General features: G+C 60.9%; 22 protein-coding genes and 1 pseudogene. 12 read left to right on the top strand and 11 right to left on the bottom strand.

Translation table 11 applies throughout. The features are described from left to right. Window positions 1-21: 21 nt before the first annotated feature. From KY084_RS03400 to KY084_RS03390, 3 genes are all read left to right on the top strand, one after another. Window positions 22-921, top strand: coding sequence for a glycoside hydrolase family 16 protein (locus KY084_RS03400; protein WP_219237018.1), 900 nt, complete (start codon window positions 22-24; stop codon window positions 919-921). Between the two features lie 183 nt (window positions 922-1,104). Then, window positions 1,105-1,959 (top strand): aldo/keto reductase, encoded by an 855-nt coding sequence (locus KY084_RS03395; protein WP_219237017.1) that lies wholly within the window; start codon window positions 1,105-1,107, stop codon window positions 1,957-1,959. Next, entirely contained in the window at window positions 1,956-3,641 is a 1,686-nt protein-coding gene (locus KY084_RS03390; protein ID WP_219237016.1) for an FAD-dependent oxidoreductase, read from the top strand. The genes KY084_RS03395 and KY084_RS03390 overlap by 4 nt, the downstream gene beginning before the upstream one ends. Before the next feature lie 240 nt (window positions 3,642-3,881). Here the strand turns inward: KY084_RS03390 and KY084_RS03385 are convergent. Next, window positions 3,882-4,499 (bottom strand): annotated as a pseudogene (locus tag KY084_RS03385) (metallophosphoesterase); the annotation flags it as partial. Continuing rightward, on the bottom strand, window positions 4,496-5,674 hold the full coding sequence (locus KY084_RS03380) for a glycosyltransferase (RefSeq protein WP_219237014.1): 1,179 nt from the start codon (window positions 5,672-5,674) through the stop codon (window positions 4,496-4,498). The gene KY084_RS03380 and the pseudogene KY084_RS03385, both read right to left, overlap by 4 nt. A 271-nt stretch (window positions 5,675-5,945) precedes the next feature. On the opposite strand from KY084_RS03380, the gene KY084_RS03375 reads away from it, so the two are divergent. Beyond that, window positions 5,946-7,256 carry an O-antigen ligase family protein gene (locus KY084_RS03375; protein WP_219237013.1) on the top strand — a complete coding sequence of 437 codons (1,311 nt, stop codon included), beginning with the start codon at window positions 5,946-5,948 and terminating at the stop codon, window positions 7,254-7,256. On the opposite strand, the gene KY084_RS03370 is transcribed toward KY084_RS03375, so the two are convergent. The 6 genes from KY084_RS03370 to KY084_RS03345 form a co-directional block, all read right to left on the bottom strand. After that, window positions 7,228-7,857, bottom strand: coding sequence for a hypothetical protein (locus KY084_RS03370; protein WP_219237012.1), 630 nt, complete (start codon window positions 7,855-7,857; stop codon window positions 7,228-7,230). The genes KY084_RS03375 and KY084_RS03370 overlap by 29 nt on opposite strands. A gap of 104 nt (window positions 7,858-7,961) precedes the next feature. Next, complete coding sequence (locus KY084_RS03365) at window positions 7,962-10,124, bottom strand: GumC family protein (RefSeq protein WP_219237011.1); 2,163 nt, start codon at window positions 10,122-10,124, stop codon at window positions 7,962-7,964. 49 nt (window positions 10,125-10,173) lie between these two features. Next, window positions 10,174-11,496 carry an outer membrane beta-barrel protein gene (locus KY084_RS03360; RefSeq protein WP_219237010.1) on the bottom strand — a complete coding sequence of 441 codons (1,323 nt, stop codon included), beginning with the start codon at window positions 11,494-11,496 and terminating at the stop codon, window positions 10,174-10,176. Window positions 11,497-11,510: 14 nt separating this feature from the next. Next, window positions 11,511-11,945, bottom strand: a complete 435-nt coding sequence (locus KY084_RS03355) for a hypothetical protein (protein ID WP_219237009.1) — start codon at window positions 11,943-11,945, stop codon at window positions 11,511-11,513. An 85-nt stretch (window positions 11,946-12,030) separates the two neighbouring features. Next, window positions 12,031-12,588: a polysaccharide biosynthesis/export family protein gene (locus tag KY084_RS03350; protein WP_219237008.1), complete on the bottom strand. Its 558-nt coding sequence runs from the start codon at window positions 12,586-12,588 to the stop codon at window positions 12,031-12,033. 67 nt (window positions 12,589-12,655) lie between these two features. Beyond that, window positions 12,656-13,273: a transglutaminase-like cysteine peptidase gene (locus KY084_RS03345; RefSeq protein WP_219237007.1), complete on the bottom strand. Its 618-nt coding sequence runs from the start codon at window positions 13,271-13,273 to the stop codon at window positions 12,656-12,658. A gap of 185 nt (window positions 13,274-13,458) precedes the next feature. Here KY084_RS03345 and KY084_RS03340 point away from each other — a divergent pair, with 185 nt between their 5' ends. The 3 genes from KY084_RS03340 (at window position 13,459) to KY084_RS03330 (ending at window position 17,842) form a co-directional block, all read left to right on the top strand. After that, window positions 13,459-15,192: a type I secretion system permease/ATPase gene (locus KY084_RS03340; protein WP_219237006.1), complete on the top strand. Its 1,734-nt coding sequence runs from the start codon at window positions 13,459-13,461 to the stop codon at window positions 15,190-15,192. Next, window positions 15,192-16,565, top strand: coding sequence for an HlyD family type I secretion periplasmic adaptor subunit (locus KY084_RS03335; protein WP_219237005.1), 1,374 nt, complete (start codon window positions 15,192-15,194; stop codon window positions 16,563-16,565). The genes KY084_RS03340 and KY084_RS03335 overlap by 1 nt, the downstream gene beginning before the upstream one ends. A 143-nt stretch (window positions 16,566-16,708) precedes the next feature. Continuing rightward, window positions 16,709-17,842: a glycosyltransferase gene (locus tag KY084_RS03330; protein ID WP_219237004.1), complete on the top strand. Its 1,134-nt coding sequence runs from the start codon at window positions 16,709-16,711 to the stop codon at window positions 17,840-17,842. 12 nt (window positions 17,843-17,854) lie between these two features. On the opposite strand, the gene KY084_RS03325 is transcribed toward KY084_RS03330, so the two are convergent. Continuing rightward, window positions 17,855-18,247 carry a Rap1a/Tai family immunity protein gene (locus KY084_RS03325; RefSeq protein ID WP_219237003.1) on the bottom strand — a complete coding sequence of 131 codons (393 nt, stop codon included), beginning with the start codon at window positions 18,245-18,247 and terminating at the stop codon, window positions 17,855-17,857. Window positions 18,248-18,356: 109 nt separating this feature from the next. On the opposite strand from KY084_RS03325, the gene KY084_RS03320 reads away from it, so the two are divergent. Next, window positions 18,357-19,412, top strand: coding sequence for a cell wall hydrolase (locus KY084_RS03320; RefSeq protein ID WP_246586828.1), 1,056 nt, complete (start codon window positions 18,357-18,359; stop codon window positions 19,410-19,412). A 4-nt stretch (window positions 19,413-19,416) separates the two neighbouring features. Here KY084_RS03320 and KY084_RS03315 read toward each other — a convergent pair whose 3' ends face one another. Together KY084_RS03315 and KY084_RS03310 are read right to left on the bottom strand one after the other, a co-directional pair. Further along, window positions 19,417-20,640 (bottom strand): SGNH/GDSL hydrolase family protein, encoded by a 1,224-nt coding sequence (locus KY084_RS03315; protein WP_219237002.1) that lies wholly within the window; start codon window positions 20,638-20,640, stop codon window positions 19,417-19,419. Beyond that, the gene (locus KY084_RS03310) at window positions 20,637-21,074 is read right to left on the bottom strand and encodes a hypothetical protein (protein ID WP_219237001.1); all 438 of its coding nucleotides are present in this window, start codon (window positions 21,072-21,074) and stop codon (window positions 20,637-20,639) included. Before KY084_RS03310 ends, KY084_RS03315 begins: the two co-directional genes overlap by 4 nt. A gap of 195 nt (window positions 21,075-21,269) precedes the next feature. Here KY084_RS03310 and KY084_RS03305 point away from each other — a divergent pair, with 195 nt between their 5' ends. The 4 genes from KY084_RS03305 to KY084_RS03290 all read left to right on the top strand — a co-directional run bounded on the left by KY084_RS03305 (window position 21,270) and on the right by KY084_RS03290 (window position 25,925). After that, complete coding sequence (locus tag KY084_RS03305) at window positions 21,270-22,358, top strand: glycosyl hydrolase (protein ID WP_219237000.1); 1,089 nt, start codon at window positions 21,270-21,272, stop codon at window positions 22,356-22,358. Then, window positions 22,283-23,173: a calcium-binding protein gene (locus KY084_RS03300; protein WP_219236999.1), complete on the top strand. Its 891-nt coding sequence runs from the start codon at window positions 22,283-22,285 to the stop codon at window positions 23,171-23,173. The genes KY084_RS03305 and KY084_RS03300 overlap by 76 nt, the downstream gene beginning before the upstream one ends. Before the next feature lie 164 nt (window positions 23,174-23,337). Further along, window positions 23,338-24,717, top strand: a complete 1,380-nt coding sequence (locus KY084_RS03295; RefSeq protein WP_219236998.1) for a lipopolysaccharide biosynthesis protein — start codon at window positions 23,338-23,340, stop codon at window positions 24,715-24,717. Further along, window positions 24,714-25,925: a glycosyltransferase family protein gene (locus tag KY084_RS03290; RefSeq protein WP_219236997.1), complete on the top strand. Its 1,212-nt coding sequence runs from the start codon at window positions 24,714-24,716 to the stop codon at window positions 25,923-25,925. The genes KY084_RS03295 and KY084_RS03290 overlap by 4 nt, the downstream gene beginning before the upstream one ends.

The following is a 25,925-nucleotide window of genomic DNA, read 5'->3' as shown; positions in this document are numbered from 1 at the left end:
ATGCTGGTCGGAGTATGCGACATGATCCGCCAAACCGGCACGCTGCTGATCCTCGGTCTGACCTCGCTGGGCATCGCTCCCTCGCTGCAAGCGCAAGATACCGGCAATGCGATCAATCGCGATTCGCTGCGCCTTGTATTTGAAGAAAAATTCGATCGGCCGCCCGATTATTATGATCCCGTCGAAAACCCGGATGGTCGGTGGAAAACCAATTTCGCGTTCGGGGTTCAGGATCCCGGTTCGTCGCTGGCATGGGAAACGCGAACGCTGCGGCCCAACCACGAACTGCAATATTATGGCGATCCGGCGCACGATGGTTCGTCTTATGATTGGGAAAAGGGAAGCCTGACGCTGGTGGCGCAGCGCAATCCGCTGCCCTCCGATACCAAGGGCGGTTCGCTGCCCTATATGTCGGGACTGATCACGACTGAGAAATCGTTCGCGATGCGCTACGGCTATTTTGAAGCGCGAATCGCGATGCCGACGGGCAAGGGGCTCTGGCCGGCCTTCTGGCTGCTTCCGCCGTTTCGTCCGGGCCAATCGGTCCAGCCCCAGCAGGAAATCGACGTGGTTGAAAATATCGGTGCACGCGATGAAATTCACGCGACCGTTCATACCGATGAGGGCGGCAAGAAGGTCCCCAATGGCGAAAAGATCGCGGTTTCGGACGTGACCCGGCCGCATGACTATGGCGTGATGGTGAAGCCCGACCGGATCACGTGGTATATCGACGGGAAGGCAATTCGGCAGGCCCCCAATCGTGATTTCGACCAGCCGGCATATATGCTGCTCGATCTCGCGGTTGGCGGCAAATGGCCCGGCGCTCCGGACGATAAGACACATTTCCCCGCGCGGATGAAGATCGAATGGGTCCGCGCCTATGCAATACCCGGATCCACGGTGGTGCGGCCGTCACAATGACATATGTTCCGTCGTTCGCAGTGGGGCGCTGCGGGTTCCGTTTCAGGACGGCAGAACGCCGGTGCGCCAACAGCAATTACTTGACGAAAGCTGGCATGCTTTGGAAATAACGGCGCGACACGCCAGAAGCGATGCACGCGCCTGGTTGGTCGATCGCAAAAGAGCTGGCAGGGGGAAACAAGCATGAGCATCGCAGGTGCCCGAGAGGCAGCCTTGTCCCCCTTGGGTCTGGGCTGCGCGCGGGTGGGGTCGTTCAACAATCCGCGGACCATGGCCGAAAGCCGAGCGCTTATCGAACGCGCGATGGAACTGGGGCTGACGACGCTCGACACGTCGAACATCTACGGTCAGGGGGATAGCGAGCGAACGATCGGGCGCGTCCTTCAGGGGCGTCGCGAGGATGCGTTCGTCGTTACCAAGACGGGACGGGGCTTTTCCGCCAAGATGCGTTTCTTGCGTCCGTTCAAGCCGATCCTTCGCCCCTTGCTGGCGACGCGCGGGAAGGGCGGGGCTAGTGATGCGAATGCGGTCACCGCGCGGCGTGACGATGCGATGCGATTCGACTGGTCGCCCGATTCATTCGCACCCAGCCTTCATGCCTCGCTTCGCCGATTGCGAACCGATCATGTCGATGGTTTCCTGCTGCACAGCCCGCCGCCGCGCGTTGCCGCCGATCCGCGTGTCGGCGAAGCGCTCGCTGTGCTGAAACAAGCGGGCAAGGTCCGCCATTTTGGCGTATCATGTGATGATTATGCAGGACTGTCGGCTGCACTGACGATGGACGGGCTGACCCTGCTTCAACTCCCATGGGATGTAATTGCCGCATTGCCCGATGACGAAGCGCTGGCGATCCGCAACCGGGGCTGCATTGTTCTGGCGCGTGAGGTTATCCGGGCGCAACCCGCGCTTTCCCCGGTAGAGGCAGTGCGTGCTGCGGCGGCACATCCGATCGTGGCGAGCGCGCTGGTGGGAACCACGTCGCTCGCGCATCTTGAAGCGCTGGCCGCCGCCATGCCGTCGCCCGCGTTCGTCGCATGATTCTCGACGCGCGCGGGGATATACCCAACGATCTTCGTGCGGACGTAACCGTAATCGGTGCCGGTGCCGCCGGTATCGTCCTCGCACTGGAACTTGCCGGGGCGGGTCTGGACGTCGTGCTGCTGGAAGCAGGCGGAACAGCATTCGATTCCGCCAGCCAGGATTTTTATCGCGCCCATTCGGTCGAACCGGCCAGCCATGGCACAATCGATATGTTCCGACGACGCGTGCTGGGCGGCTCGACGTCGGTGTGGGGCGGGCGATGCATCCCCTTCGACCCGATCGATTTTGAAGATCGCCCATGGATTGCGCATGGCCGCTGGCCGATCGGCTATGCCGATGTCGCCGACCATTATGCCCGGGCGCTGGACTATGCCGATGCCGGCCCGGCGCATTTCGCCGCTGGAGAGGCGTTGCCCGGCGAACCAGCGCCGCTGGCGCCGGGTATCGATTCGCCAGACGTGGTGCTCGACCGGATCGAACGCTTCAGCCATCCGGTGCATTTCGGCGAATATTATCGCGACCGGTTGCAATCCTCCCCGCGGATACGCGTGTTGCTCAACGCGCCCGTGGTGCAGATACTTACCGATGCAAATGGCGGACAGGCACGCGGCGTGCGTGTCCGTGGCGATGGGGAAAGAACGTTCGAGATAGCGTCGCCGCGCGTCATCGTTGCGGCAGGAGGCATCGAAACCGCCCGGCTGCTGCTTGTTTCGAACGAGGCGAAGCGGTGCGGCCTCGGCAATGAACGCGATCTGGTCGGCCGCTTCTACCAATGCCATTTCGAGGGCGAACTCGGCGAAATCCATTTTCGCGACCGCGTCGATCAGGTGCGAATGGACTATCAGCGCTCGCCTGAGGGAGTTTACTGCCGTCGATATATCTGGCTGTCGCCCGAGGCGCAGCGGCGGCATCGGCTGGCCGGGTTGGTGCTCCGCCCCAATCACGCCAATATCGTCGATCCCGATCACCGTCACCCGGTGCTTTCGGCGATGTATCTGGTAAAAAGCCGGATCGTTCCTGAATATGCGCGCAAACTGACCTCGCTGGAGGATCAGATGCGGCGTGATCGCGGGGGGACAGCGCTTTCCTTTTGGGGTGCGCATATGCGCAATATGGTTTTCGGTGCGCCCAGGCTCGCTGCCTTCACCTATGATTTTGCGCGCCGCCGTACCTTTGCGCGGCGCAAACTACCCTCGGTAGTGCTGCGCGATCCGCGCAATCGCTACCCGCTCGACGTCAACGCCGAACAGGAGCCCAATCCCGACAGCCGGATCATGCTGGGTGACAGTTTGGATGCGCATGGTCTGCCGCGCGTGTCGGTCGAATGGCGGACGACTGAGGCGGATCATCGCCGGCTGGTTGATGGACTCCGCATCGTCGCCGATGCTTTCAATGGCAGCGATACCGTTGCCGTGAAGCTGACCGATCGCGATTACGAAACCGCGCTTACCCGCAAAATCCCGGTCGGCGGGCACCATATCGGCACCGCGCGGATGGCGGATGCGCCCGAAAACGGGGTGTGCGACGCCAATTGCGAAGTCTTTGGCACGCGCGGGCTTTATGTGGCGGGCGCGGCCGCGTTCAGTACCTCCAGTTTTGCTAATCCGACGCTCGCCCTGCTTGCTCTGTCGCTGCGTCTTTCCGGGCATATCGCGGGAGCGGCCCGACAGGGACAATAATCCGGCCGGATCGTGCGCAGACACACTGCGCTTGCCTTTCTACCCATGGTTTCGGGTGCGGAGGCCGTGCGGCAAACCATGGTCGTTTGCGCCGCAATCCTATTCAACGGTCAGGAATTCGCGTTCCCCGTCCTCGACGAAAAGCGCGGTTAGCCGACCGGTGCGATAGGCCCCGGTATCGATACCGATGCGCCAGCGACCCGCTTGTGGTTCGGTTTCGATGCTATGGCCATGGACGACAGTGGCCCCGCCAAGCGCGCCTTCCCAGTTGAGGAAATCGTCGCGAATCCACAACAGGTCGTGCCGCTGTTGCCGGTCGAGCGCCACGCCCGGGCGAACGCCGGCATGTACGAAAAGATAGTCGCCAGACCTTTCCCATAACGGGCGGGCCCGCAGCCAGTCGATCACCGGCTGCGACACTGCTTCGCGCATTGCGCCGGCCAGCGCGCGCATTTCTTCGCCATTGTCGAGGCGGGCGGGATCGAAACCAAAGCTTGCCAGCGTTTCGCGTCCGCCGTGCGTCGTCCATAGGCGCATTGCAGCCCGGTCGCCGGCGAGCGAGGCAAGCATCATCTCTTCATGATTGCCCATCAGCACCGACAGGCTACCGGTGGCTTCGGAGAGGTTTTTCAGAAAGCGGACGACACGCGCCGAATCGGGTCCCCTGTCGATAAGGTCGCCCAATACGATTAGCCGAAGCCGGTCGGCGGGCGGGCGAGATTCATGATGCGTGCGGATCAGTTCCAGCAACCGGCGTAGTTCATGAAAACAACCGTGAACATCGCCGATGGCGTAAACACGTTCGCCACGTGCGGTCCTGGGTTGGTGGCCGGTGCGGCCTTTCGATCCGAAGATCAACTACGCCCCCGCGCCTCCGCCGTCGACTGCGAACTTCGAATGGTCGCAGCGGGTTCCCACGTGCGATAGCGCTGCTTGCCGAACAGCGACTGCGCGATGCCAAGGCCTACGCCAAGAAGCGCCAGCGCCGAGGAATAGGCGATCGAAAGAACGGGGACGCCGGCCGCGCCACCCACCAGTATCGCCGCGGCGATCAGGATAGCTGCGACGCCCGTAATCCATCCAAACGCGGCCGTTATTGCGCCCAGCGCGCACAGGCCGGCACCCAGCAGGAAATAGGGCATCAGCCATTTAAGCAGGCGGTGTGACGTGTACCCGTATCGAACGATGAACGGTTGCTTGCGTAATTCGCCGCGAAGCGCGCGATGCACGTTCATCGCCTGGCATGAAATTCGCATCTTTCGATGGAATTCTTCTTTCGCCTGGACGGCGCTGCGTTCCTGCACCACGACTTCGGGTACGCGCACGACTGTCGCTCCGGCGGTCATCACGCCGATCGTCACGTACAGATCGTCGATCAGGTCGGGCGGGGCGGAGCGATATAGCGAGCGGCGCACCATGAAGCTGGCGCCATCCACGCCGACCACGCCTAGCGTGTCGCTCTCGATCTGTTTAACCGCTTCTTCGATTCGCCAGTAGAGCGCACCGATAAAGCTGGTCGCCGATTCATCCGGATTCGAATAGACCAGACGGGCGGTGGTACAACCGATACGGGGATCGGCGAAGGGCTGCGCCAGCCGCACCAGCGCATCTGCATCGCTGTCGACATTGGCGTCGGTGAACATCAACAGGTCGCTTTGCGATCTTTCGATCAGGACGTTGAGACCGTGGGTCTTTCCCGAACGCTCTTCGGAAACCACCAGGTCGATTCGGTCGGCATAGGGTTGCAGCAACTCCGCCGTCCGGTCGCTGCACCCGTCGACATAGATATGGATCGTGGCCGGGCCGTAGCGTTCAGCCATGGCGAGCGATTGCTCCACCTTCGCGACGATGCTCTTTTCCTCGTTATATGCCGATATGCATATTGCACAGCTTGGCCGGGGGCTTTCGATCATTCCCGGAACCGGCCTGCGGCGGCGAGCGAACCAGAAGAGTGAAAGCGGATAGGTGACGAAAGGATGCGCTGCCAGCAGCAGCAGCACAACTGCCGCGATCGCCAAAAAAAGTGCGACCATGGGCAACCTCTCCTCCACCAGCGATCGTTCGAGCGAATAATTAACGCTTCAGCGCTGCCGCCAATTGAATATCGCCGCATGGTAGCGACTTAGTGTTAATTTTCCACCTACTTGCAGGATAAGCGTATAAGAAATTTGCATTGGATCGTCGATTCCAACCCGTTACGGAGACGATGCGTCCAATAAAGGGACGGTGCGGAAGGAAATAGCCGCGCCCGGTGCCGCGAATGAAGGTCGCCAGACGGCCGGGGGAAGGATGTCTACAATCACCATGTCTGCCCGGCAGGCCACTGCCGCAGCGCTCGCTCCGACGATGCTCTTTTGCGGCTGGATGGCGCTGGGCGCGAACACCAGCTTGCTGGGTGCCTTTTTCAGCCTGGCTTCGTTTTCAGGCGCGATTGTCGTCCTTCACCTGATCCCGCCCGGTCCGCAGGTCTGGCGAGACCTGATGCCCGCAATATTGTGTTTCGGCGCTGCGCTTATTTGGGCGGCATTGCCGTTAATCGCGTCGATCATATTTCCTCGCGGTATGTTTGCCGTCGATACGCTGTCGCGTGCCAGCATCGCGCCGCGCCTGGTGGTACAGTGCGCTGCGCTGGCCTGGCTTATAATGGGAACCGTAATGGGCGCGTATGCCGGGGTGTCGCGACTTTCGATCCGCATTCTGATTGCGCTCTCGCTTCTCTGGCTGGCCATGGCAGTCACGTTGAAGGCACTCGGCATCTCCTATGTCGCTCTATGGCACGTGCCGCAGTCGCAATATGCCCGCTTTGCGCTGACCATGCGTAACGCTAATACCGCCGGAACCTTGCTGGCCATGCTGGTGACGTTGACATGCGCGGAATTTTTGGCGCTTGTCGATCGTTTCGCCGATCCGATGCGACGCACCGGTAATTACCCGGTTCTCAAGCTTGGTATCGTTCTTGGCGCGATGAGTTTTTGCGCAGGCGGAATCGCACTTACCCAGTCACGGATGGCGCTCATGCTGGCCGGGCTTGGCGTGATGGCTTTGGTTGTACGAAGGGGCCGCGATCTCTGGCGGCACGGCGCGGTAGTGGCGGTTCCCGCAATTTCGATTCTGGTTGTTCCGCCGCTTGCCCTGCTCGCCTTGGTCGGCGGCCGCGTACTGCACAAATTCGCCGGATTAAGCGGGGATTTCAACTTGCGCCTGCGCGATATGATCGATTTCGCGCAGATCAGTTTTCAGCATCCCTTTTTCGGCTACGGCCTCGGCAATTTCAGCAATGTGAATCTTGCCACCCTGAGTGAAACCAGCGCGCTGCATCGATGGAATTTCGGCGCTGCGCACAATGTCGTGCTTCACGCCGCGCTGGAGGGCGGGTGGCCCTACGCCCTGCTGATATTGGCGGGGGGGGCCGCACTGGCGACACCGATCCTGCAGACCCGGCGCTATATCGCCTACGACATCCGCATGCTGGGAATATGCGCCGCTTTCGCGATCGGGGTGATCGCCGGGCTCATCGACATTGCGCTGGATGTTCCGGTTGCGCTTTGCCTGGTCGCGTGGCTGGCGGGTATTGCGTTCAGCCGGACTATTCGTGCGCGGGCGGTAGCGGTGTAGCTTCCAGCACCCGGCCGGGAAGCCGCAACGCCACGGGAAGATAGGCAGGCGTATCGTCGATCGCGTCGATCACAGCTTGGCGCTGACTCTGGCCCTGGCTGCCATACCATAGTGCCTCGATTTCCAGGGCTCGCCGCGTATCCATGTCGAGCAATTGCCAATGGCGGCCGCCCCACCAAAGGCGCCACACGCCGCCCTGAGGCGAGTAGGGCGTGAGCGTATAGCTTTTACGCAACGCCAGCGCCGCCGCACGGTCGCGCCCGGCGGTGGAAAGCGCAAGTGCGTGCATAATCTGCGCAGTACCCAGCGCGGGCGAGATGCGTTGCAGGCGGCTGTCGGCGTCGAGAGTCCGCGCCACGAACCTTGAACCTTCAGGCGCACCGGCGGCCTGAAGGGCGAGCGCGCTGTACCCCGCGACGCAATTGAGCAACACCCGGTCGTCGTTGCTATGCTCGCATACCGCAAGGTCTCTTGCGAGCACATCGCGTGTGTCGGAACCGAAGGGTTCGCGCGTTGCGGTCGCTACCTCATCAGCCAGGCCGGCGACACGCCATTCGTGCACCGCCACCAAAGCTGACGCAAGTGCGCCCAGCGCCAGCATGCCAGTCGCGATCACTGCGTCGGACCGGGGCGGGGGCGGAATCGTCGACGCGTGACTCGTACCGCGCCTCACCCGAGCGTGGCGACGGGCCTGTACTGTTGCCGTCACGCCTCGCGATACTGGCGATATTTGGCGCTATAATAAGCAGGGTCGGAGGCCGAGAGGCGCCCGCCTCGCAGCGAGACCATCGACAGGATTGATCCACCGATCGTCGTGCCGTCATGGCGGATCAGATCGGCTGCGGCACGAGCTGCCCGCGGCGGCGTGCTTTCCGATCGCGCGATGAAGATCGACGTGTCGCAGAGCGAAGCCACGATGCGCGAATCTGCGACTGCCAGAACGGGTGCGGTGTCGAGGATCACAAAATCATACCGCTCGCGCAGATCGGCGAGCAATGCATGCATAGCTTCGCCGCTGAAAAGATCTACGGGCGTGAACGTCTTGTCGCGAAGCGGCAAAATATCGAGATCGGTTTCAGGATCCTTGACTACCGCGTCCGCCAGTTGGCCATTGCCGGTCAGCACTTCCACCAGCCCGGGGCGATCGGCGGCGCCCACCATCGACCCAAGCCGTCCGCGCCGAAGGTCGCAATCGATCAGGATCGTGCGGTCGCCGCTCAGCGCCATGACGCGCGCCAGCGATAGCGAGGATGTCGATTTGCCCTCGCCCGGAAGTGCGGACAGGATGGCAATCGTCTTAGGCGGCGTTTGCGCGCTCAGCACGATTGAGTTGCGAACCACCCGGAACGCCTCGACATAGCTCGACATCGGCCGGACGACCGCGAAGCGTTCGGGCGATACCCGCTCACCGTCGATGCGAAGCTGGCGACTGGTAAGCCGGGGGATGGACGCGAGGAACGGCGCGCCGACCTCCCGCTCCAGATCGGTAGAGGTGCGGATGCGCCGGCTGAGCAGTTCGATCAGGACCGCCGAACCAAGCCCGAGGATCAGCCCGATCATCAGGCCGATGGCGCCGAACAAAATGCGGTTCGGCGAATAGGGATCGAGCGGAACGCTCGCGCGCTGCGCGATCACGGCGTTGGGCAGCATGTTGCGCCGCTGTTGGTTCACCTGCTGGAGCGTTTGCGCAAGCTGATCATAAGCTTCCTGTTTGGCCTTGACCTCCCGTTCGAGCGAATCGGCGGTAACCGCGGCGCGGGTGTTCGCCGCCTGCTCACTGCGCACCTGGTTCATGCTCGAGCGGAGACTCGCGGCGCGCGCCTGCGCGGCCTGGGCCCGCGAAGCCAGCCCGGAAACGATTCGTTCGGCCTCTTCGCGAAGTCCCTGATCGATTTCGTCGAGCTGGCTTTTTACTCGTGTATATTCCGGATGGCGCGGGCCATAGCGCGCTTCGATCTGGGCCAGTTGGTCGGCGACTTGGGCGCGCTGGCTGCGCAGATTGGCGATGACCGGCGAGTTCAGGACGCTGGAAACGGCGGTGAGCTGCCCCTTGGCGACCTGCGTACGCGCCGCGTTCAGATCGGCCTGGGCCGAGGCGGCTTCGCTTTCGGCCTGCGCAAGCTGGACCGCGACCGGACCGACCTGCTGATCGGCGATCGTGCCCTGTGTCGTTCCTTCGACGATTCCCGCTTGTGAACGATATTGCGCCAGTTGCTGCTCAGAACTCTGGACATCCTGGCCCAGGCTGTTGAGCCGTTGGCTTAGGAATTTGGCCTGTTCAGAGGCATTGGCGGTACGCCCCTCCACCGTGCTCGCGACATAGGCCTGGGCAACGGCATTGGCGATTTTTGCCGCTTTTCCGGGATCTTCCGACCGGAAATTGACCGAGACGATATAATTGTCCGAATTGCGGGCGATTTCGAGATGATCGAGGAAGTTTTCAACGACCCGATCGAAAGTTTCCGCGCCTGACCGTGCCGCCGTTTCCGACTCGGGGCGGAATTCAGGATCGCTGGTGAGGTTGAGGTCACGCACGACCCGGCCGGCGATATCGCGCGAACGCAGTATCTCGACTTCGGTATCGATCCGCGACTGATCGGCCTGCGGAGAGGTTTGTTGGGACGGTTCGTCGGTAACCGTGCGCGCGGCGGGATCAATCTTTACCTGGCTCGTCGCCTGATACAACGGCGTCATCAGGAATGAGGCGGCGATCGCAGCGATCGTCACGGCGAGTGCAATGCCTGCGATCAGAATCCAGCGCCGCGCAATGATGTCGAGCAGCGCCATCACGCTGATTTCGCCGCTTCCCTCCTGATCGAGCGGATAGCTGCGACGGGGATATTCGGGGGCGGGGACCGGACTGTTCATAGGCGCTTGCTCTTTCAACAGGAGCTATAAAAAAGGTGATCGGGAAGCGTTATCGCCGCAGCGTGATCGAAATCGTGGCGCGGAATTCGTCGAATTCCGGTCCGGCGGCGGCACCCGAACTCGACCGCCGGGAATAAAGAAGGCCGCCCCCCAGCGCCCATTCCTGCGATACAAGGAAATTCGCGCCGCCTTCGAACAGCGCGATTTCGTCCTTGCGGTCGAGATTTTCAAAATCGTTCCGCTGATATTGGCTGCCGATATACAACAGCAGGTTGCGCAGCAGTTCGTGATCGACGCGGATAGCCGCGGTGTCGGCGAAATATCCGCTTGTGCCGCTGGTCACCGCTTCCTCAATCTCCCGCTTCACAACCAGCGAGACAGTCGAAAGGCCGGAAGGAAAATATTCGATGCGTGTATCGAATGCCAGGCCGGACATGCGCGGATATTGTTGCGATGCGTCAAAGTCGCGCTGAATATAGCCCGCGCCTACATGCGCGCGCATCAGTGCGGTGAGGTCGAAGCTCACCCCGCCCAACAGCTTGAATTCATGGCCATCGCGGTTGGGAACCGTGCCGATCAGCTTCTGATCATGGTCGATATTCTTGTAATCACCCTCACCGAACACGGACAGGTCCGGCGACAAGGCGTATTCCAGCCGAGCGGCGCCCACTGTTTCGGTGCGGTCGCGGAAATCCTGGTCGATCACTGTTCCGCCCAGCGAGCGGACGTCGTTGAAGTCGAGATTGACGACGTTGGCCGCGCCGATGATGCGGAACCGGCCCGTTTCATATTGGCCGCGCAACAGGGCCTGCTTACGCAGATAGGCGATATTGCCGAGCGTGTTTTCGGGCACATCGCTGGCATATTGCGCCTGATAGGAGCGGCGTATTCCCGCCGACCCGAGAATATAGGTGCCCTGTTTGATATCCAGCCGTCCGGTCGCGTCGGCGTGATACCCGTCCTCATTTTTCTCCGTAACGTCGAAAAAACGGCGGAAATTTCCCCCGCCGCTAAGCGTCACCGAATTGCGCGACCAATTGCTTTCGAGAAGAATCGAAGGGTCGAGCGCGAAGAAGCCGTCGGACCGTTTGACGGTGGTGTTGCCCAGAACATTGTCCGAATACCCAACGCCGGCGGTGACTTCGGGATAGGCGATGAAGCCGCCGACCGGAATTCCGGTGGGCTCATATTCGGGGCGTTCCCGGTCAAGAACGCTGACATTACGTCCCCGATCCGGATTGAACGGGATGGGGCTGGTCAGAAACGGACCATAATCGCGAATTTCCTGCGCCTGCGCGATGGCGGGGATAAGGCAAAGCGCTGCGCATCCAGCAAAAGCCCGCCACACCCGGCGCTCCGGTTCGAGCCCCATGGCCGTTTTCCTGATCATGGCAGATAATCGCTCCCGCCGCCGACCTGGATGGCAGGCAGCGAAGCCTGTGCAACGCTAGGTCCAAAATAGCCAGAGCCGCCTGCGCCGGTGCCCGTCGGGCACGCCGCCAGCGTGTTGCGCAGCGCCTTGAGCGCCTTTTTAGCCTCGCTATTGTCGGTTTCGGCCCATGCGCGCATCACTGCGCGGCGTGCGATCAGGCAGTCATCGGTCTTCTGATCCGCCAACAGGGCAAAGCGCCCTTCGAAGGTCTGGGCATCGGCGTTGGGCGTCGTATTGATGCTCTGCAAAATCTGGCGAACCAATGCATCGACCTGCGCGGCTTGCGCGCCCTGCTGCTGAGTTGGCGCAGTCTGTGCCATGCCGTTCGTCGCTATGCCGGCGACGGCGGGAAGGACCGCCAGCCGGGCGAGTATCAGAATTTTCTTCATTTCAGATCACCCTCAAAGTCCGCGAACTGCGAATGCTCGCGTAACTGGCGTAGCTGCATTCGCAATAAAAGCGAAGCAAAAGCATTTAGAAATACCGTTCCGCAACCCGAATAGTATCGCCCGGATACACACGCAAAGACGGCGTTACTTCAACGCGCACCTCTTTCGAAGAGCCTGCGCGGGTTAGGAAAACATAGCGCTTCTGCGCGCGATAGGTAAATCCTTCCGCGGCCGAAATGGCGTTCAGGACCGTTAGACCCGACGTATAAGGATACTGCCCGGCGTGGTTGACTTCGCCCATGACGTAGACTGGACGGAACGCCACAACTTCCACGGTCACGTGCGGATCGTTGATAAAGCCGTCGGCGAGTTTAGCGCGAATCGATTCGCCGAGCTGCGCCGCAGTCATGTTCGCGGCCTCTACCTCCCCGATCAGTGGGAAGGCGATCTTGCCACTGGGCCCGACCACATATTCGCCGCTCAGCGTCTCTTCGTTATAGACGTTGATGCGAACCTTGTCGGACGCGCCGAGCTGATAATCGGCAAGCACATCTGCGGGATCCGGGCTCGCCGCAGCGGGCGAGGCGGAAGGATAGGCCTGGTTATCGGCACACGCCGACAATAATATGCACGCAAGTGCCATCCGCCATTTCACGGGTACGTATCTCCCAATTCCGTCGCCGGACCAATTCGGGAGTCAGTTACCCAGATTATGCTGCAAGTGCAACGGCTTTACCTGGGGGAGAATCGGGGTAGGTGGTGTACCAGGTGTTCGGATATGCGACAGATTGCTTCAGCAACCAGACGTAGTGCGTGTCCGACCAGCGCTCAATCCAGGGCGTACGATTATCAAGGACCAGATCGACGCCATCGACGTTGGCGATAAGCACGGTGTGCAGCCCGGTGCGGGGAACATATGCGACCGCGTAAGACAGTCTTTCCGCAGGAAATCCGGCGCCTAGCAGTTGCAGCCGCTTGGTGATGGCAAAATCTTCGCAGTCGCCCGAAGCGCCCTTGGCTATCTCTGCCCCGGTCCAGTTTTCGGTACGATCGGCACGCCACCTCATGTTCCGGTTCACCGAACGATTGACGTCACGCAGCGTATGCATGAGCGAGTCGCTGTCCCATGCTCCATTGTGCAGGGCAACAATTCCTTCCGCCATGCACAATAACATCCGGTCAGTGCACATTTGCGAATAGCCAGTGGGCGGTTCGGAAACGGCGACTTCAGGAATGGTGAGAGAATTCTGACTAGTCGCCAAGGCAGGAGATATGTATAAAAGCATGCCGGCGATAGTTACCGCAGCCAAATAAAAAGCTCTCATCATCTCAACCGATCGCAGTTATTGCATTCGGATATTTCTAGGAGAGATTTTTTAAGAGGGTTTTAGACGTCACGGTAAAATACCCGTTAAGCCTAATTTGGAGTGCGTTGGTCGCAACAGGCATAACCTAATCTTAAGCCCGAATCTCTATTGAGAAATCCGAACATGGTTTTCGGGTGGGTGATTGCATGGACGTTGAAACTGGCGGCGGGGCGGTGGCTTCTTCATCCTCGCTGCGATCGGCCTGGCGCGCGATGCGGCCCGCGATCGTCACCGTTGCCATCTTCAGCGTGATCGTGAACCTGCTGGCGCTAACGCCGACGCTCTATATGATGCAGGTATATGATCGCGCGGTAGCGACCGGTCATGTCGCAACACTTGCGATCATAAGTGTCATCGCACTGGTGTGCCTTGCGGTGATGGCGCTTTTTGACTGGCTTCGCGGTCGGCTGCTGATTCGTATCGCTGGCGCATTCGATGCTATACTGGCGCCGATGGTCGCGCAGCGTCTCGTCGCGCGCGAATCGCTTTCGCGCGCCGATCGCGGGGCCGGGATGCGTCGACTCGATTCCGTACGGCAGGTGATCGGCAGCCCGGTCGCTACCGCCATTTTCGATCTGCCACTGATGCCGCTCTATCTCGTTGCCGCGTTTCTGCTGCACTGGGCGCTCGGTGTGCTCGCCATCGTCTCGGCGCTGTTCCTGCTCACCCTGGCGCTTGTCGGTCAGCGCGCCGCGCGGGCGCCGCGCGTACATGCGCAGGCGCATTCAGAATTTGCTCAGGGAGCGGTGGCGCAACTTGCTGCGCACGCCGATGACTTGCGCGCCATGGGGCTCGCCTCCGGTCTGCTGACCCGATATCTTGCGCGGCGCAGTTACGGGCAGCGCAGCGAGGTGCGCGCGGCCTTCGTCGCCGGCGGCTTTGGTAGCGCGACTCGTTTTTTCCGTATGACGGTGCAATCCGGCGCACTTGGCCTTGGTGGTCTGCTGGCGATCGACGGGCTGATTTCGGGGGGCGCGGTGATCGCGGCCAGCCTGCTTCTGGGCAGAGTGCTCGCGCCGATTGATCAGATCGTTGCCGGCTGGCAGGCGCTGGGCGCGGCGCGCGACGGGCATAAATATCTCGGCCGCCTGCTTTCCGATCGCGATGTTCCGCATCACACTTCGCTTCCCGAACCGGAAGGGGCGCTTCAGGTCGAGCGACTGACCGTGCTCGCGCCGCAATCGGATCGCATAGCGCTCGCCAATATCGATTTTGCGATCCAGCCGGGGGAGCAGATCGGCGTCGTTGGGCTTAGCGGAGCCGGAAAAACCACGCTTTTGCGCGCGCTGGCGGGGGCGCTTCCTCCCGTTCGCGGATCAATCCGCTATGACGGGCTCAAGGCGGAAAACTGGCCTGCCGATCAACTGAATGCGGCGATCGGCTATTTTCCACAAAGCGCGATCCTGTTCCCCGGCACGGTGAAGGAGAACATTGCGCGGTTTGAGACCGAGATCGGACAGCGTTCGCCGGAGGATATCGACGCGGATGTGATCGCCGCCGCCACGCGTACCGGTGTGCACGAGATGATCGCACGCCTTCCTGAAGGATACGACACCATGATCGGATTGGGCGGGGTCAGCCTGTCTGCAGGCCAGTCGCAGCGGATTGCGCTTGCTCGCGCGATGTACGGCGGCCCGCGCATCCTGATCCTCGACGAACCCAGCGCGCATCTTGATTCGGAAGGTTGCTATCGCCTGATCCGTTTGTTGAGCAGCCTGCGCGCCGACAAGGTGACCGTCCTGCTTGCCAGTCATAGCGGTGAAGTGCTTGCCTCGCTCGATAAGCTGCTCGTGTTGAAGGACGGCGCGATGACCAGCCTCGCGCCGCCGCCCAATGGTCGGTTGCAGGTCCGCAACGCCGATGCATCGAAGGTCGCGTAATGAATTTTCCGCTTCAGCTTGTCGCGCCGCGCTCGCTTGCCTCGCCCGGTGCGGATCTCCCGCCCGAAATCACCCGCGCCCCTGAAATGCGTATCGGGATCGCACTCGCGGCCCTGTTCGGCACCGGTTTGATCGCGGCGGGATTCTTCATTCCGCTCGACGCGGCAGTCGTCGCGCCGGGCGTGGTCAAGGTAAGCGGCGAACGCCGGTCGGTGCAAAGCGAGATCAGCGGTACGGTTTCGGGAATTGCGGTTCGTGATGGAAGTCAGGTGCGCGCGGGGCAGGTGGTGGTCCGGTTTAATGAAGCGCAGGCCAAATCGCTCGAACGCGCGCTTGCCGGACGGGTTATCTCGCTTCAGGCTGAGATTGCGCGGCTCGAAGCGCAGCAAAGCGGATCGCGTCGTGTCGAGGCGGGGCCTGAGCTTTCCGCCTATTCCGGTGCGGACGCCGAACTGGCGCGTCGCGCGCTTCAGGTGGAACAGGCAAATCTGGCAACCGACGCGCATGCCCGCGCGACGCGCGACGCCGTCCTGCGTGAACGAGTCTCTCAAATGGCCGAACAGCGTCGCGAAAGTGCCTCGCGCCAGACCGCCTATGAAAAGCAGCGCGACCTGATGAGCGAGGAGCGCGAAGCGGTCGAAACGCTGGCGAAGAAGGGATATGCCAGCCGAATGCGCCTGCTTCAGGCACGGCGCGACGAAGCGGGGCTGGAGGGTTCGGCCGAAGCGATGGCTGCCGAGCGTGAACGGCTTCGTGTCGGGGAGGGGGAGGCGCGGCTTCAGATCGCTCAGGCACGCGCCGATGATGCCAGCGACACCGCTCAGCGGATTCGCGATGCGCGCGCGGAGCTTGCGGGGCTGATACCCCAGTGGAAGGCGGCGCGAGAGCAGCTGATGCACAGTGTGATCCGCTCTCCGGTGACGGGAGAAGTAGTCGACAATCGCATCTCGGCGCCCGGTGCGGTGGTGCGCGAGGGCGAACCGCTGTTCGACGTCGTGCCGGCCGACCGCGGACTGACCATTGAAGCGCGCGTTGCCCCCGATGATGGCAATTCGATTCGCCCGGGACAGGAAGTGCGTTTGCGCATCCCGACGCCGCAGGGCCGCGCCGCGCCGGTTATTCACGGCCAGGTGTCTTCCATTGCCGCCGACACGGTGGTCGATGACCGCACGGGCCGCAGCTATTATCGCATGGATGTGCGGATACCAAGCGAAGCGATTGCAGAGGTGAAACAGGCTTCCGGGAACCAGGATGCGGTATTTCGGCCGGGAACGCCTGCTACCGTGACGGTGTCGGTACGGTCGCGAAGCAGTCTGGGGTATTGGCTCGAACCGCTCTTCCAATCGATCGGGTCTTCGCTGCATGAGCGTTGAACTGTATCAAAAACGGCCTTGACCGTGTTTCCACGGACTTGCCCGGAGCTGCAGCTCCTGCCAACTACTTTGGCAGGGCGGCGCTGATCGCAAAGCATGACCCGATGATTTTGTTTGGCATCAAAAGTTGATGGGAGCGCGACATGACCGGAGCGTTGATTGCTGTGGCCGCTTTGTCGTTGCTGGTCTTTCTACATCCCTATATCACCTATCCGCTGTCGCTGTACCTCTTTCGCGAACGTTCGTTGAAGATAAATACGAAGGCCAGTGCTCCTTCTCTGGCGCTGGTATTTTCCGCTTATAATGAGGAGCGTTCGCTTCCCGCGAAGATCGCCAATCTCAGGGATTTGAAGGCGGCGCATCCCGATCTTCGGATCATGGCTTATTGCGATCTTTCATCCGATCGCACGCTGGAAATGCTGAAATCCGCATCGGATGTTGTCGAAACCATTGCTGCCGCCCAGCGCACGGGCAAGGCGACCGGCATGGCGCGCATGGCGGCGAGCCTCGACACCGACGTGGTAATCTTCACCGACGCCAATGTCATCCTCGATCCCGCGTCGATTGATCCGATACGTCGCCATTTCAGCGATCCCGATGTCGGTGGACTGGCCGGGTCGCTGCACTACACCAATGACGAGGCAAGTCCGACGGCTCGCGCCGGCGGGCTGTATTGGCGACTGGAAGAAAAAGTGAAGCAGCTCGAATCGCGCTGCGGGTCTATCATGGGTGCCGACGGGTCGATTTTCGCGACGCGCCGTTCGCTGTATCCAGTGGTGCCGCCGCATCTGCTAGACGATATGACAGTGTCGATGAGCGTGCCGATCGAAGGGCGAAGGCTGATCTTCGTGCCGGAGGTCGTGGCATATGAAAAGAATGCGACGGCGGCGTCGGATGAATTTCGCCGTAAGCGGCGGATCGCCTGCCGCGCATTCAATACGCACCGCCATTTATGGCCCGATATCCGCGCACGTTTCGGGGCGACCGAGCTGTATAAATATGTCTCGCACAAGCTGTTGCGCTGGTTCGGGCTAATTCCGCTCGCGATTTTCCTGATAACGGGCGCGGCCGCGCTGATCCTTTCAGGACAGTTTTTTCTGCTGGGTTTCGCGGGGGCGGCTATAGCAGCAGGCATTGCGTTGGGCCTGTTTGGTATTTCGCCTTTTTCGGTGGTCCTGCAAATCCTCGTCGCGGTCGTCGCCACATTTTTCGGAATTACCGATTCGTGGAAGGGAAATACCTACCAGACCTGGACCCCGGCCAAATCACGCGCCTGACGCTGGATAGCTTTATCGCGCAGCGGTGCAGGGATATTTTTCCTTGAAGGCGGCGACCAGCACCGATGCCGCCTGGCCGTTCAACGTTACGGGATGCGCCTTGGCATAATCGATGAATGTGTCGCGAAGCTGGCCCTGCGATATCTTTTCGGGCGGGCAGAATTCGCGCATGTCGAGCCAGGTTTCATAGGCGCGCACGGTATCGTGCACCCCGGCGACGAACGCAAAGCAGAATGCGCCGCTGGTCGGCGCATCTTCGGTGCAGCGGCGATATAGCTGGGTGCCGGTCAAAAACCCCGCATTTGCCACCTGCGGCGGGGGCGTGTCGGCCTGAGGGCGCGCAAATGCTGTTTCGCCCTGAAACATGGACAGCGCGAATATTGCCGTGGCGAGTGCTGCCTTCATGCTCCATAGCCTTTCTTCCCGAACCGGCACCGCTTTAGCGCAAAGGTGATCGGGCTGCCAACCATGGCGATTTCATCGCCGGCACCAAATAAAGTATCGGCGAGAAACCATGTTTGATCGAAGCCCGGCGATGTTCCGTAAATCCGCTCCCGGGCTGTTACCCGCGCTTGGCATGCTGGCGTTGTTCGTCGCAGCAGGGGTTGCTGCCATGGTTGCCATGCACCGCGATTCCGATCCGCCCTTGGTCGCACCCGAAACGCTTGCCCAAAGTGCCGACCGCCCCGTGGGAGCGGTCGCGCCGGAAAACACGGTCGCCACTGATCCGGCCGAACTGGCGCCGCTCAGCCCGGAAGACGCGGTCGCGCGTAATGCCCGCATACCGATCGTGAAGGAGGCACGACATCCCGCCCCGGCATTTCATATCGGAAAGGTCAACGCGGTCGATTACGCCCGCGCCCTCGATTGCCTGAGCGCCGCAGTCTATTACGAAGCCGGTGGCGAGACGATCGAGGGGCAGCGCGGCGTAGCGCAGGTGGTGCTCAACCGGGTGCGCCATCCCGCATACCCGAACACGATATGCGGCGTCGTATTTCAGGGCGCGCAGCGCAATACGGGGTGCCAGTTCACCTTTACCTGCGATGGTTCGCTCGCGCATTCGCCCGTGGCGGGGCGGTGGAAGGTCGCCCAAGGGGTCGCGCTCGCCGCGCTGGAGGGAAGCGTGGAACCGGAAGTCGGGCTGGCCACCCATTATCACGCCAATTACGTGCTTCCGCTCTGGTCGCCCAAATTGACCAAGCTCGCCGCTATCGACCATCATATCTTTCTTCGCTGGGCGGGAAGCTGGGGCGAACCGGGCGCGTTTTCACAGCGCTATCGCGGCGGCGAACCGGCGATCGACTGGAGAAATACGGGCGAGGATGCCGAAGGCACAGCGCAGGATGACGCGCTGGATTCCCAATCGCAGCCTGTAAATTCCTTGCCGGTGCCGCTGGGCCGCCCCCTGTTGCCGATGAAGGTTCCGCAGGAGGCGGCGGCGCCGACAGACGACGATAATGCGAAACCGCCCGCTTATGTCGCGCCCGACGAACGGCGCGTCATCTTTGCCGCACCATCGCCCGACGCCCGGGGAGGCGCGACGACGAACACCGCCGCACCGCCCCAGTGACGGTTCACCGTGTGATCAGCGACGCATTCGCCGCGATGACCTGCCGAATCATGGCGTACCCTATATAATTGGGGTGAAGCCCGTCGCCGGTAATCGCCTGCCCGCCATTGCCGATCGCGAACCTGCCGCTGTTCAGGCTGCTTTCGGTCACGGCGGCGGTATCGAACATCCCGGCCAGCCCCAGCGGGCTTCCATCCGATCCACGAATATTGCGACGCAGATGGTCGTTCATCGCGATGCGGTTGGCTTGCGATGCATTGTTCGGCGTCTGTCCCGAAATCGTAGTGAACTGATCGTTGCTGTCCGATGACGGGCTGATGGTGTTCCAGAATACGGGCTTGTCCGGAAACAACGCGGAAAACGCCTGAATGTCGGCCTCCACCTCATCGGCAGTGCGTTGAGGAAGCGACTGAAGGTCGTTGATCCCATAGTTGCACAGTACGTGCGAACAATGCGCGGCCAGCGCGACGCGGCGGACATGCCCGGCCATGAAATGGTCGAGCCGGTCGCTGTATAGACAGGCATTTACATATCCGAAGCGCGGTCCGATGCTCCGCGCCATCTCGCCCAGGTCGCCGGTGCCGTCCATGCTGTCGCCGAACCCGAAACCACGGCTGTCGCCGAACATCGCGACGCTGGGCTTGCGGGTCGGATAGACGATGGCCGCCGGGGTAATGAAGGCGAGGTTCGTGGGACTGCTGATCGTTGTGCTGTCGCTCAAGGTTGCGGCGAGTTGCACTCGGTCATAGCCGGTGCGCCGGTCGATCGCGCTGGAATAGCTGAACACCACCGCCGCCTGCGCCTCGGTATGGACATGGATCAGAAACGCCGCGCCGTCAGGGATCGGCGTCGCCAGCGCAACGCCGCTGTCGCTGAGCGGCGAGGTATCGCCGTCGGCGACCACCGGCGATCCATCCGCGCCGTTCCACAACACCGTCTGCCATGCCGATCCGATCGGATACTGGATTTTTGTCCAGAACCGCGCCGTCCCGCCGCTGCCGGTTTCGGCAAAGGTGCTGGTCGAAACGAACCAGTTGGCGAATGCGATCTGCGGCATCGTCGCCATTGCCTCGCGCGCGATATGCAGCGAATTGCCGTTTGCCGCCTGATAGTTCGTATTGTTGAAGTTATTGGTAACGCAGCGTGTGGCCGCCTGCCCCGTATAACGCGTCGGCTGCTGTCGGCCAGCCTGAATGGCAAGCGCGCGGGCCGTGATATCGATGGTCATTGGCGCACCTCATAGCTGAGCGTTCCGTTCGCGAGCATAATGTCGAGATACCATATGGCGCCTGCGACACTTTCCTCGCCCACCGGTTCCATTGCGTTCGATTCGAACACTGCCCAAGGCTGTCCGCCGATGGTGAGCGGCGCGCTGGTCGCGCCGCCGTCGATCGAACGCTTGACGACCACCGATCCGCTCCATTCACCGGACAGGCTGATCCAGATCGGCCGCCCCGCCTTGGGAACGAAACCGTCCGACAATATCGAATTGCTGGTATTTCCGGTGAGCGGCGGAGAAAGCGTTTCGTCCGCGGCAAGCAAGGTGACGGGCAACGGGTTGGCACCATCAACCCCACGCGCGGCTCCGTTTGGATCACGCACGGCGAGCGCGGACTGGGTAATATAACCCGCCGGGTTGGAAACAGGAATTGTTCCGGCCATTGAAAAATCTCCTATTTGGAACGTGATTCGATTATGAATAACCAAATGGGATAATGTAGGACAGCGCTAATGCATCGCTGCGCCGATATTGCCGCGCGCTGCGATGGTTTATCGGTGATTTATCAAGAACTTTAGGCGGACGCCAACAGCCGACCATTATCGTCGCTCAAGACGACGTAGCTGGTGGAGCGTAAAATGAGTGATTATTCGGCGAGTTCCCTCGATCTCGATTTTTTTAATTCGGGCGGAACGGCGACGTCCGTTTATATCGGCAACAAAGCCTCGGATGTCGCCGCAGCAGAGGACTGGCTGGGTACGTCGCTGGACGCCATTCAGCTGCATCAGGGGGTATCGAGCTGGAGCGACTGGCTCCATTCGGTAAGCTGGATCGATGACCAGCTTTCCAGTGTCGATACACCGAAAATGTGGTCGATCGGCCTGATCCCCTGGGGAGCGTCGCTCAGCGAGGCGGCCAGCGGCAGCTATAACGACAATTATCTAGCCCTGGCAGAACAGATGCTTGCCGAAGCGCCGGACGATGGCGCGATCTATATCCGGCTGGGCTGGGAAATGAATACCGATGGCTGGAACCCATGGTCGGCGGCGGGGGACGCGGAATCCTATGTCGGCGCCTATCAGCAATTCGTTGATCAATTCCGAGATGTGTCGGATCGTTTCGTCTTCGAATGGACGCCCAACATCAATACCGGCGTCGATCCGGAGGCTTTTTATCCGGGGGATGATTATGTCGACGTGGTCGGTATCGACTTTTATTACAATACGCAGTGGGATTCGACCGATGCGACGAGGGCGTTTAGCTGGTTCGTTACCGAACAATGGGGCCTGCAATGGCAACAGGACTTCGCTGCCGAGCACGGAAAGGCGACCGCCATCGCCGAATGGGGTCTGAACAGCGACAGCGCCGAATTCGTCCGCCTGGTCGCCGACTGGGCCGAAACCAATGACATGCTGTATCAGAATTACTGGGATTCAGACGCGGCCTTCCAGGGCAAGCTGAGTTCAGGGCAATATCCCTCCGCCAGCGCGGCTTTTGTCGAAGCGTTCGGCACCACCGTGGCTAGCGAAGTGGTGTTGGACAGCGGCGATGTCGCGATGGCGCTCACCGGCAGTCACGATCAGAATATGATCGGCAATGCGCTGGATAATGTGCTGGTCGGTAACGACGGAGTAAACCTCATCAAGGGTGGATGGGGCAACGACATCATCGATGGCGGCCATGGTGCCGATATCATGCAGGGAGGCGACGGCAACGACCTGTTCTAGTCGACAATGCGGGCGACAAGATCATCGAATGGGCCGACAGCGGCACCGATACGGTCATAAGCTCGATCGACTATACGCTGCCCATCAATGTCGAAAACCTAGTGGTGGCGGGTGATGTGGCGCGTAACGCGATCGGCAATTATCATGACAACACGATCACGCTGAACGATGCTGGCGGTTACGCGTCCGGCATGTCGGGCAACGATACGCTGTATGGCGGCGCCGGGGACGACATGCTCGACGGCGGCTGGGGCGATGACTTCATGGATGGCGGCGCGGGGGCCGACACGATGGCCGGGGGCATAGGGGACGATGTTTTCCGCGTCGACAATGCGGGCGACAAGATCATCGAATGGGCCGACAGCGGCACCGATACGGTCATAAGCTCGATCGACTATACGCTGCAAACAAATCTGGAAAACCTGGTGCTGGAAGGCGATGCTGATCTGAAAGGAGTCGGCAACATGCACGACAATATTCTGGTCGGCAATTCGGGGAGCAATATCCTTTGGGCGGGAGGAGGCCGCGACGTGATCGACGGGGGTGCTGGTGCCGATACCCTGTACGGCAGCAGCGGGGATGACAGCTTCGTCTTTCGTGCAGGCGAAGCGGCCGGTGACAGGATAATGGATTTCGAAGCCGGCGACAGCATTCGTCTGGTTGGATATAGCGAAGACGCGTTCGCAACAATGGACGGGCATTATCTCACCGTACATGACGGCGGTCAGATCGAAACGATTGCCGTGTATGGCGCAACGTTGACCGAGGCCCATTGGTCGTTCGAACACGACGCGGGCTACACCTTGCCGGGTTGAACCAAGTCAGGGGCGCGTGCGTATCCGCGCCCCATTCCGGCACAATCTGACTCTTCAGATCGTATCTTTGCATGGCTGAGCTGCTTGGCGCAGTCTTGCGATTGCTATGTTGCACCTGCTAAGCGCCGCTCGGGTGTCGCGCAAAGCCGGAGTCGATACAGCGCATGAGCAGCGTCGATGAACTGGTCGGCAGGGCGGTACTAATACTGCCGTTCGGCGCGAATCTGGCAAAGCTGCAGAACCGGCTGGCCTCCTTTGCCGAACAGGGTATTCAGGGCGTCGCGAATGTCGCGGTGAACATCATCCTGGCGCGCAATCTGACCCATGAAGGGTTCGCGTCGATCGGTACGATGATCGGCATCCACTTTTTCGTCCTGGGGTTGCACCGTACCGCGATTGTCCTCCCCTTCATTCTGGATGCAGGCGGGGATGAGGACGCCGAACGCGCTGCCGAACGGCGTTGGTGGTGGCTAAATCTTCTTTCACTGGCGGTTATCGCCGCAGTTCTGGCCGGAGGAAGCGCGCTGGCGAGTTATTTCCTGACTCAGCCTTCAGCACGCTGGTTTGTTCAGGGTCTGGCACATACAGTACTGGTCACGCCGACGTTGCTGTTCTTCGAATTCGGACGGCGGATATTGTACCAGCGGCGGCTGCCGATCACCGCTGCCCTGGCTTCCGCCCTGTATATGCTGCTGTTGCTTGGTATCGCCTATCTGGTGACGCGAACGCCGACAGCGCCTGCTGTCGCGGCGCTTGCATGGGTGGCGGCCGGACTTGGCGGTGGCGCGGTGGCGACGATCGCGGCCCCACCCGGCCGTCCGCAAGTCATCGAAGGGATCGCAATCTGGTGGAACAATCGTAGCTTCGCCTTTTGGCAGGCGCTCACGAACCTTCCTTACGCGGTGTATAACAGTTCGGTGGTCGTGGCGATTGGCATGTTCGGCGGCGCCACGGCCGCCGCCGCATATACCGCGGCGCGCACGCTCACCAATCCGGCGATGAGCATGGTTACCGCCGTTGATTCGCTTGACAAGCCGCGTGCAGCACGCGCGCTTGTGCAGGACGGTTTGCGCGGGTTGCGCCATTCCGTTGGTCGCACAAGGCGGCTGTTGATATTGGTGACGGGCGGTTATCTGGGCATGCTCGCCATCTTTGCCGGCCCAGTTCTGCATTTTGCGTTTGGCGACACCTATGATCATGCCGTCAACGAAATCCGGGTTCTCGCGCTCGCCTTTTTTCTGATGTGCCTCAATCAGCCATCGGAGACATTCCTGATCGTCTTGCGGGAAAGCAAAATTCTTCTGGTCACCCGCATGATCGCGGCGGGCGTGGCGTTGCTCAGCCTCTGGTTCGCCTCTCCCTACGGTCTCATGGGTGCATGCCTTGCGCTGCTTGTCACGCATGTCATCAATCTCGCCGACCTGCGGATTGGGGAAATGATTTGTGCCGGCCGCTGGACCCGTCGGCAACCGGCTGATCCGACGCCTGTCTCGGCTGCTGGTGTGACGACGCCCGACTCGAGGCTGGAAAGGGCGCGCGGATGACGGGCCCGGAAGTATGTACGCACAAGGATATGATGGCTGATCAGGAGCAGGGCTGGATCCCGCGAAAGGTCGCTTATTTCGGCTTCGATGCCGCCGATGCATCGGTGCGACGGCGAATGCGGCAAATTGGCGAACTAACCGATCTGGTCGGGCTGACCTTTCGCCGTACCCGATATAACAGCGCCTATATACCCGAATGGGAAAATGTCGATTTGGGCCTGCTTCGCGACGGCCATTACGCGGAACGGATGCGCGTAATGCTCGGTTCGTTCGGGAAAATCATGGCGGCGCGAGACAGGCTGCGCGGCACGGAACTGGTCATTGCCCGCAATCTCGATCTGCTTGCGCTGGCGCTTTTGGCACGCGCACGCGGACTGTTCGACGCCCCAATCGTCTATGACGTATTCGACGTACGAGGCATCCTGCTTAAAAATTCACCCCAGGCGCGCGCATTTCGCATGGCCGAACGTGCCCTGATCCGACGCTGTGCGCTGCTGGTCGTGACTTCACCGGGTTTTGTCCGACATTATTTCGGACCGATGCTGGGCTATGCCGGCCCCAGCCTGCTGGTGGAAAACAAGGTGGATCTTGACCTTTTGCCCGACGATCCGGCCGTGTGTGCCGCGTGGCGTTCGCCTGATCGTGCGCGTCTGGCACCCGATCGGGATAGTTTCGTACTCGGCTGGGTCGGGGCGTTGCGCTGCGCCCGATCGGCCGAAATGCTGGCTGAGATTGCGCGCGCGTTGCCATGGCTGACAGTGCAGATTTCGGGCAAAGCCACCTATTGTTCTACCGAAGCCTTCACCCGTACCTTCGAAAGTATACCCAACATCGCCTACACCGGGGAATATTGGTTCCCAACGGGACTTTACGACGTATATCGCACAATCGATCTCAATTGGGACTTTGATCTTTCCAAACATGGTGCCAGCGGCGGCTGGCTGCTGCCGAATCGTTTGTATGAAGGAGGGTATTTCGGTGTCCCGCATCTGGCCGAGACAGGGTCGGAGACCGGCGATTATGTGGAGCGACTGGGGATTGGCTGGACAGTGCCTGCCGACGCATCGGCGATCATCCGATTTCTGGGAGGAGTGCGCGATCACTACGCCTCTGTGAAGCAGCGCGCACTGTCGGTCATGGACGATCATTTTCAATATGCAGGTGACGTCAGGCGTATTTTCGACTCCGTCGCGCAAAGTGGCCGATAA

The sequence above is a fragment of the Stakelama flava genome, from assembly GCF_019351405.1.
In the GTDB taxonomy this organism is placed as follows: Bacteria; Pseudomonadota; Alphaproteobacteria; order Sphingomonadales; family Sphingomonadaceae; genus Sphingomonas; species Sphingomonas flava_A.
This window is presented reverse-complemented; position numbering and strand designations above follow the sequence as displayed.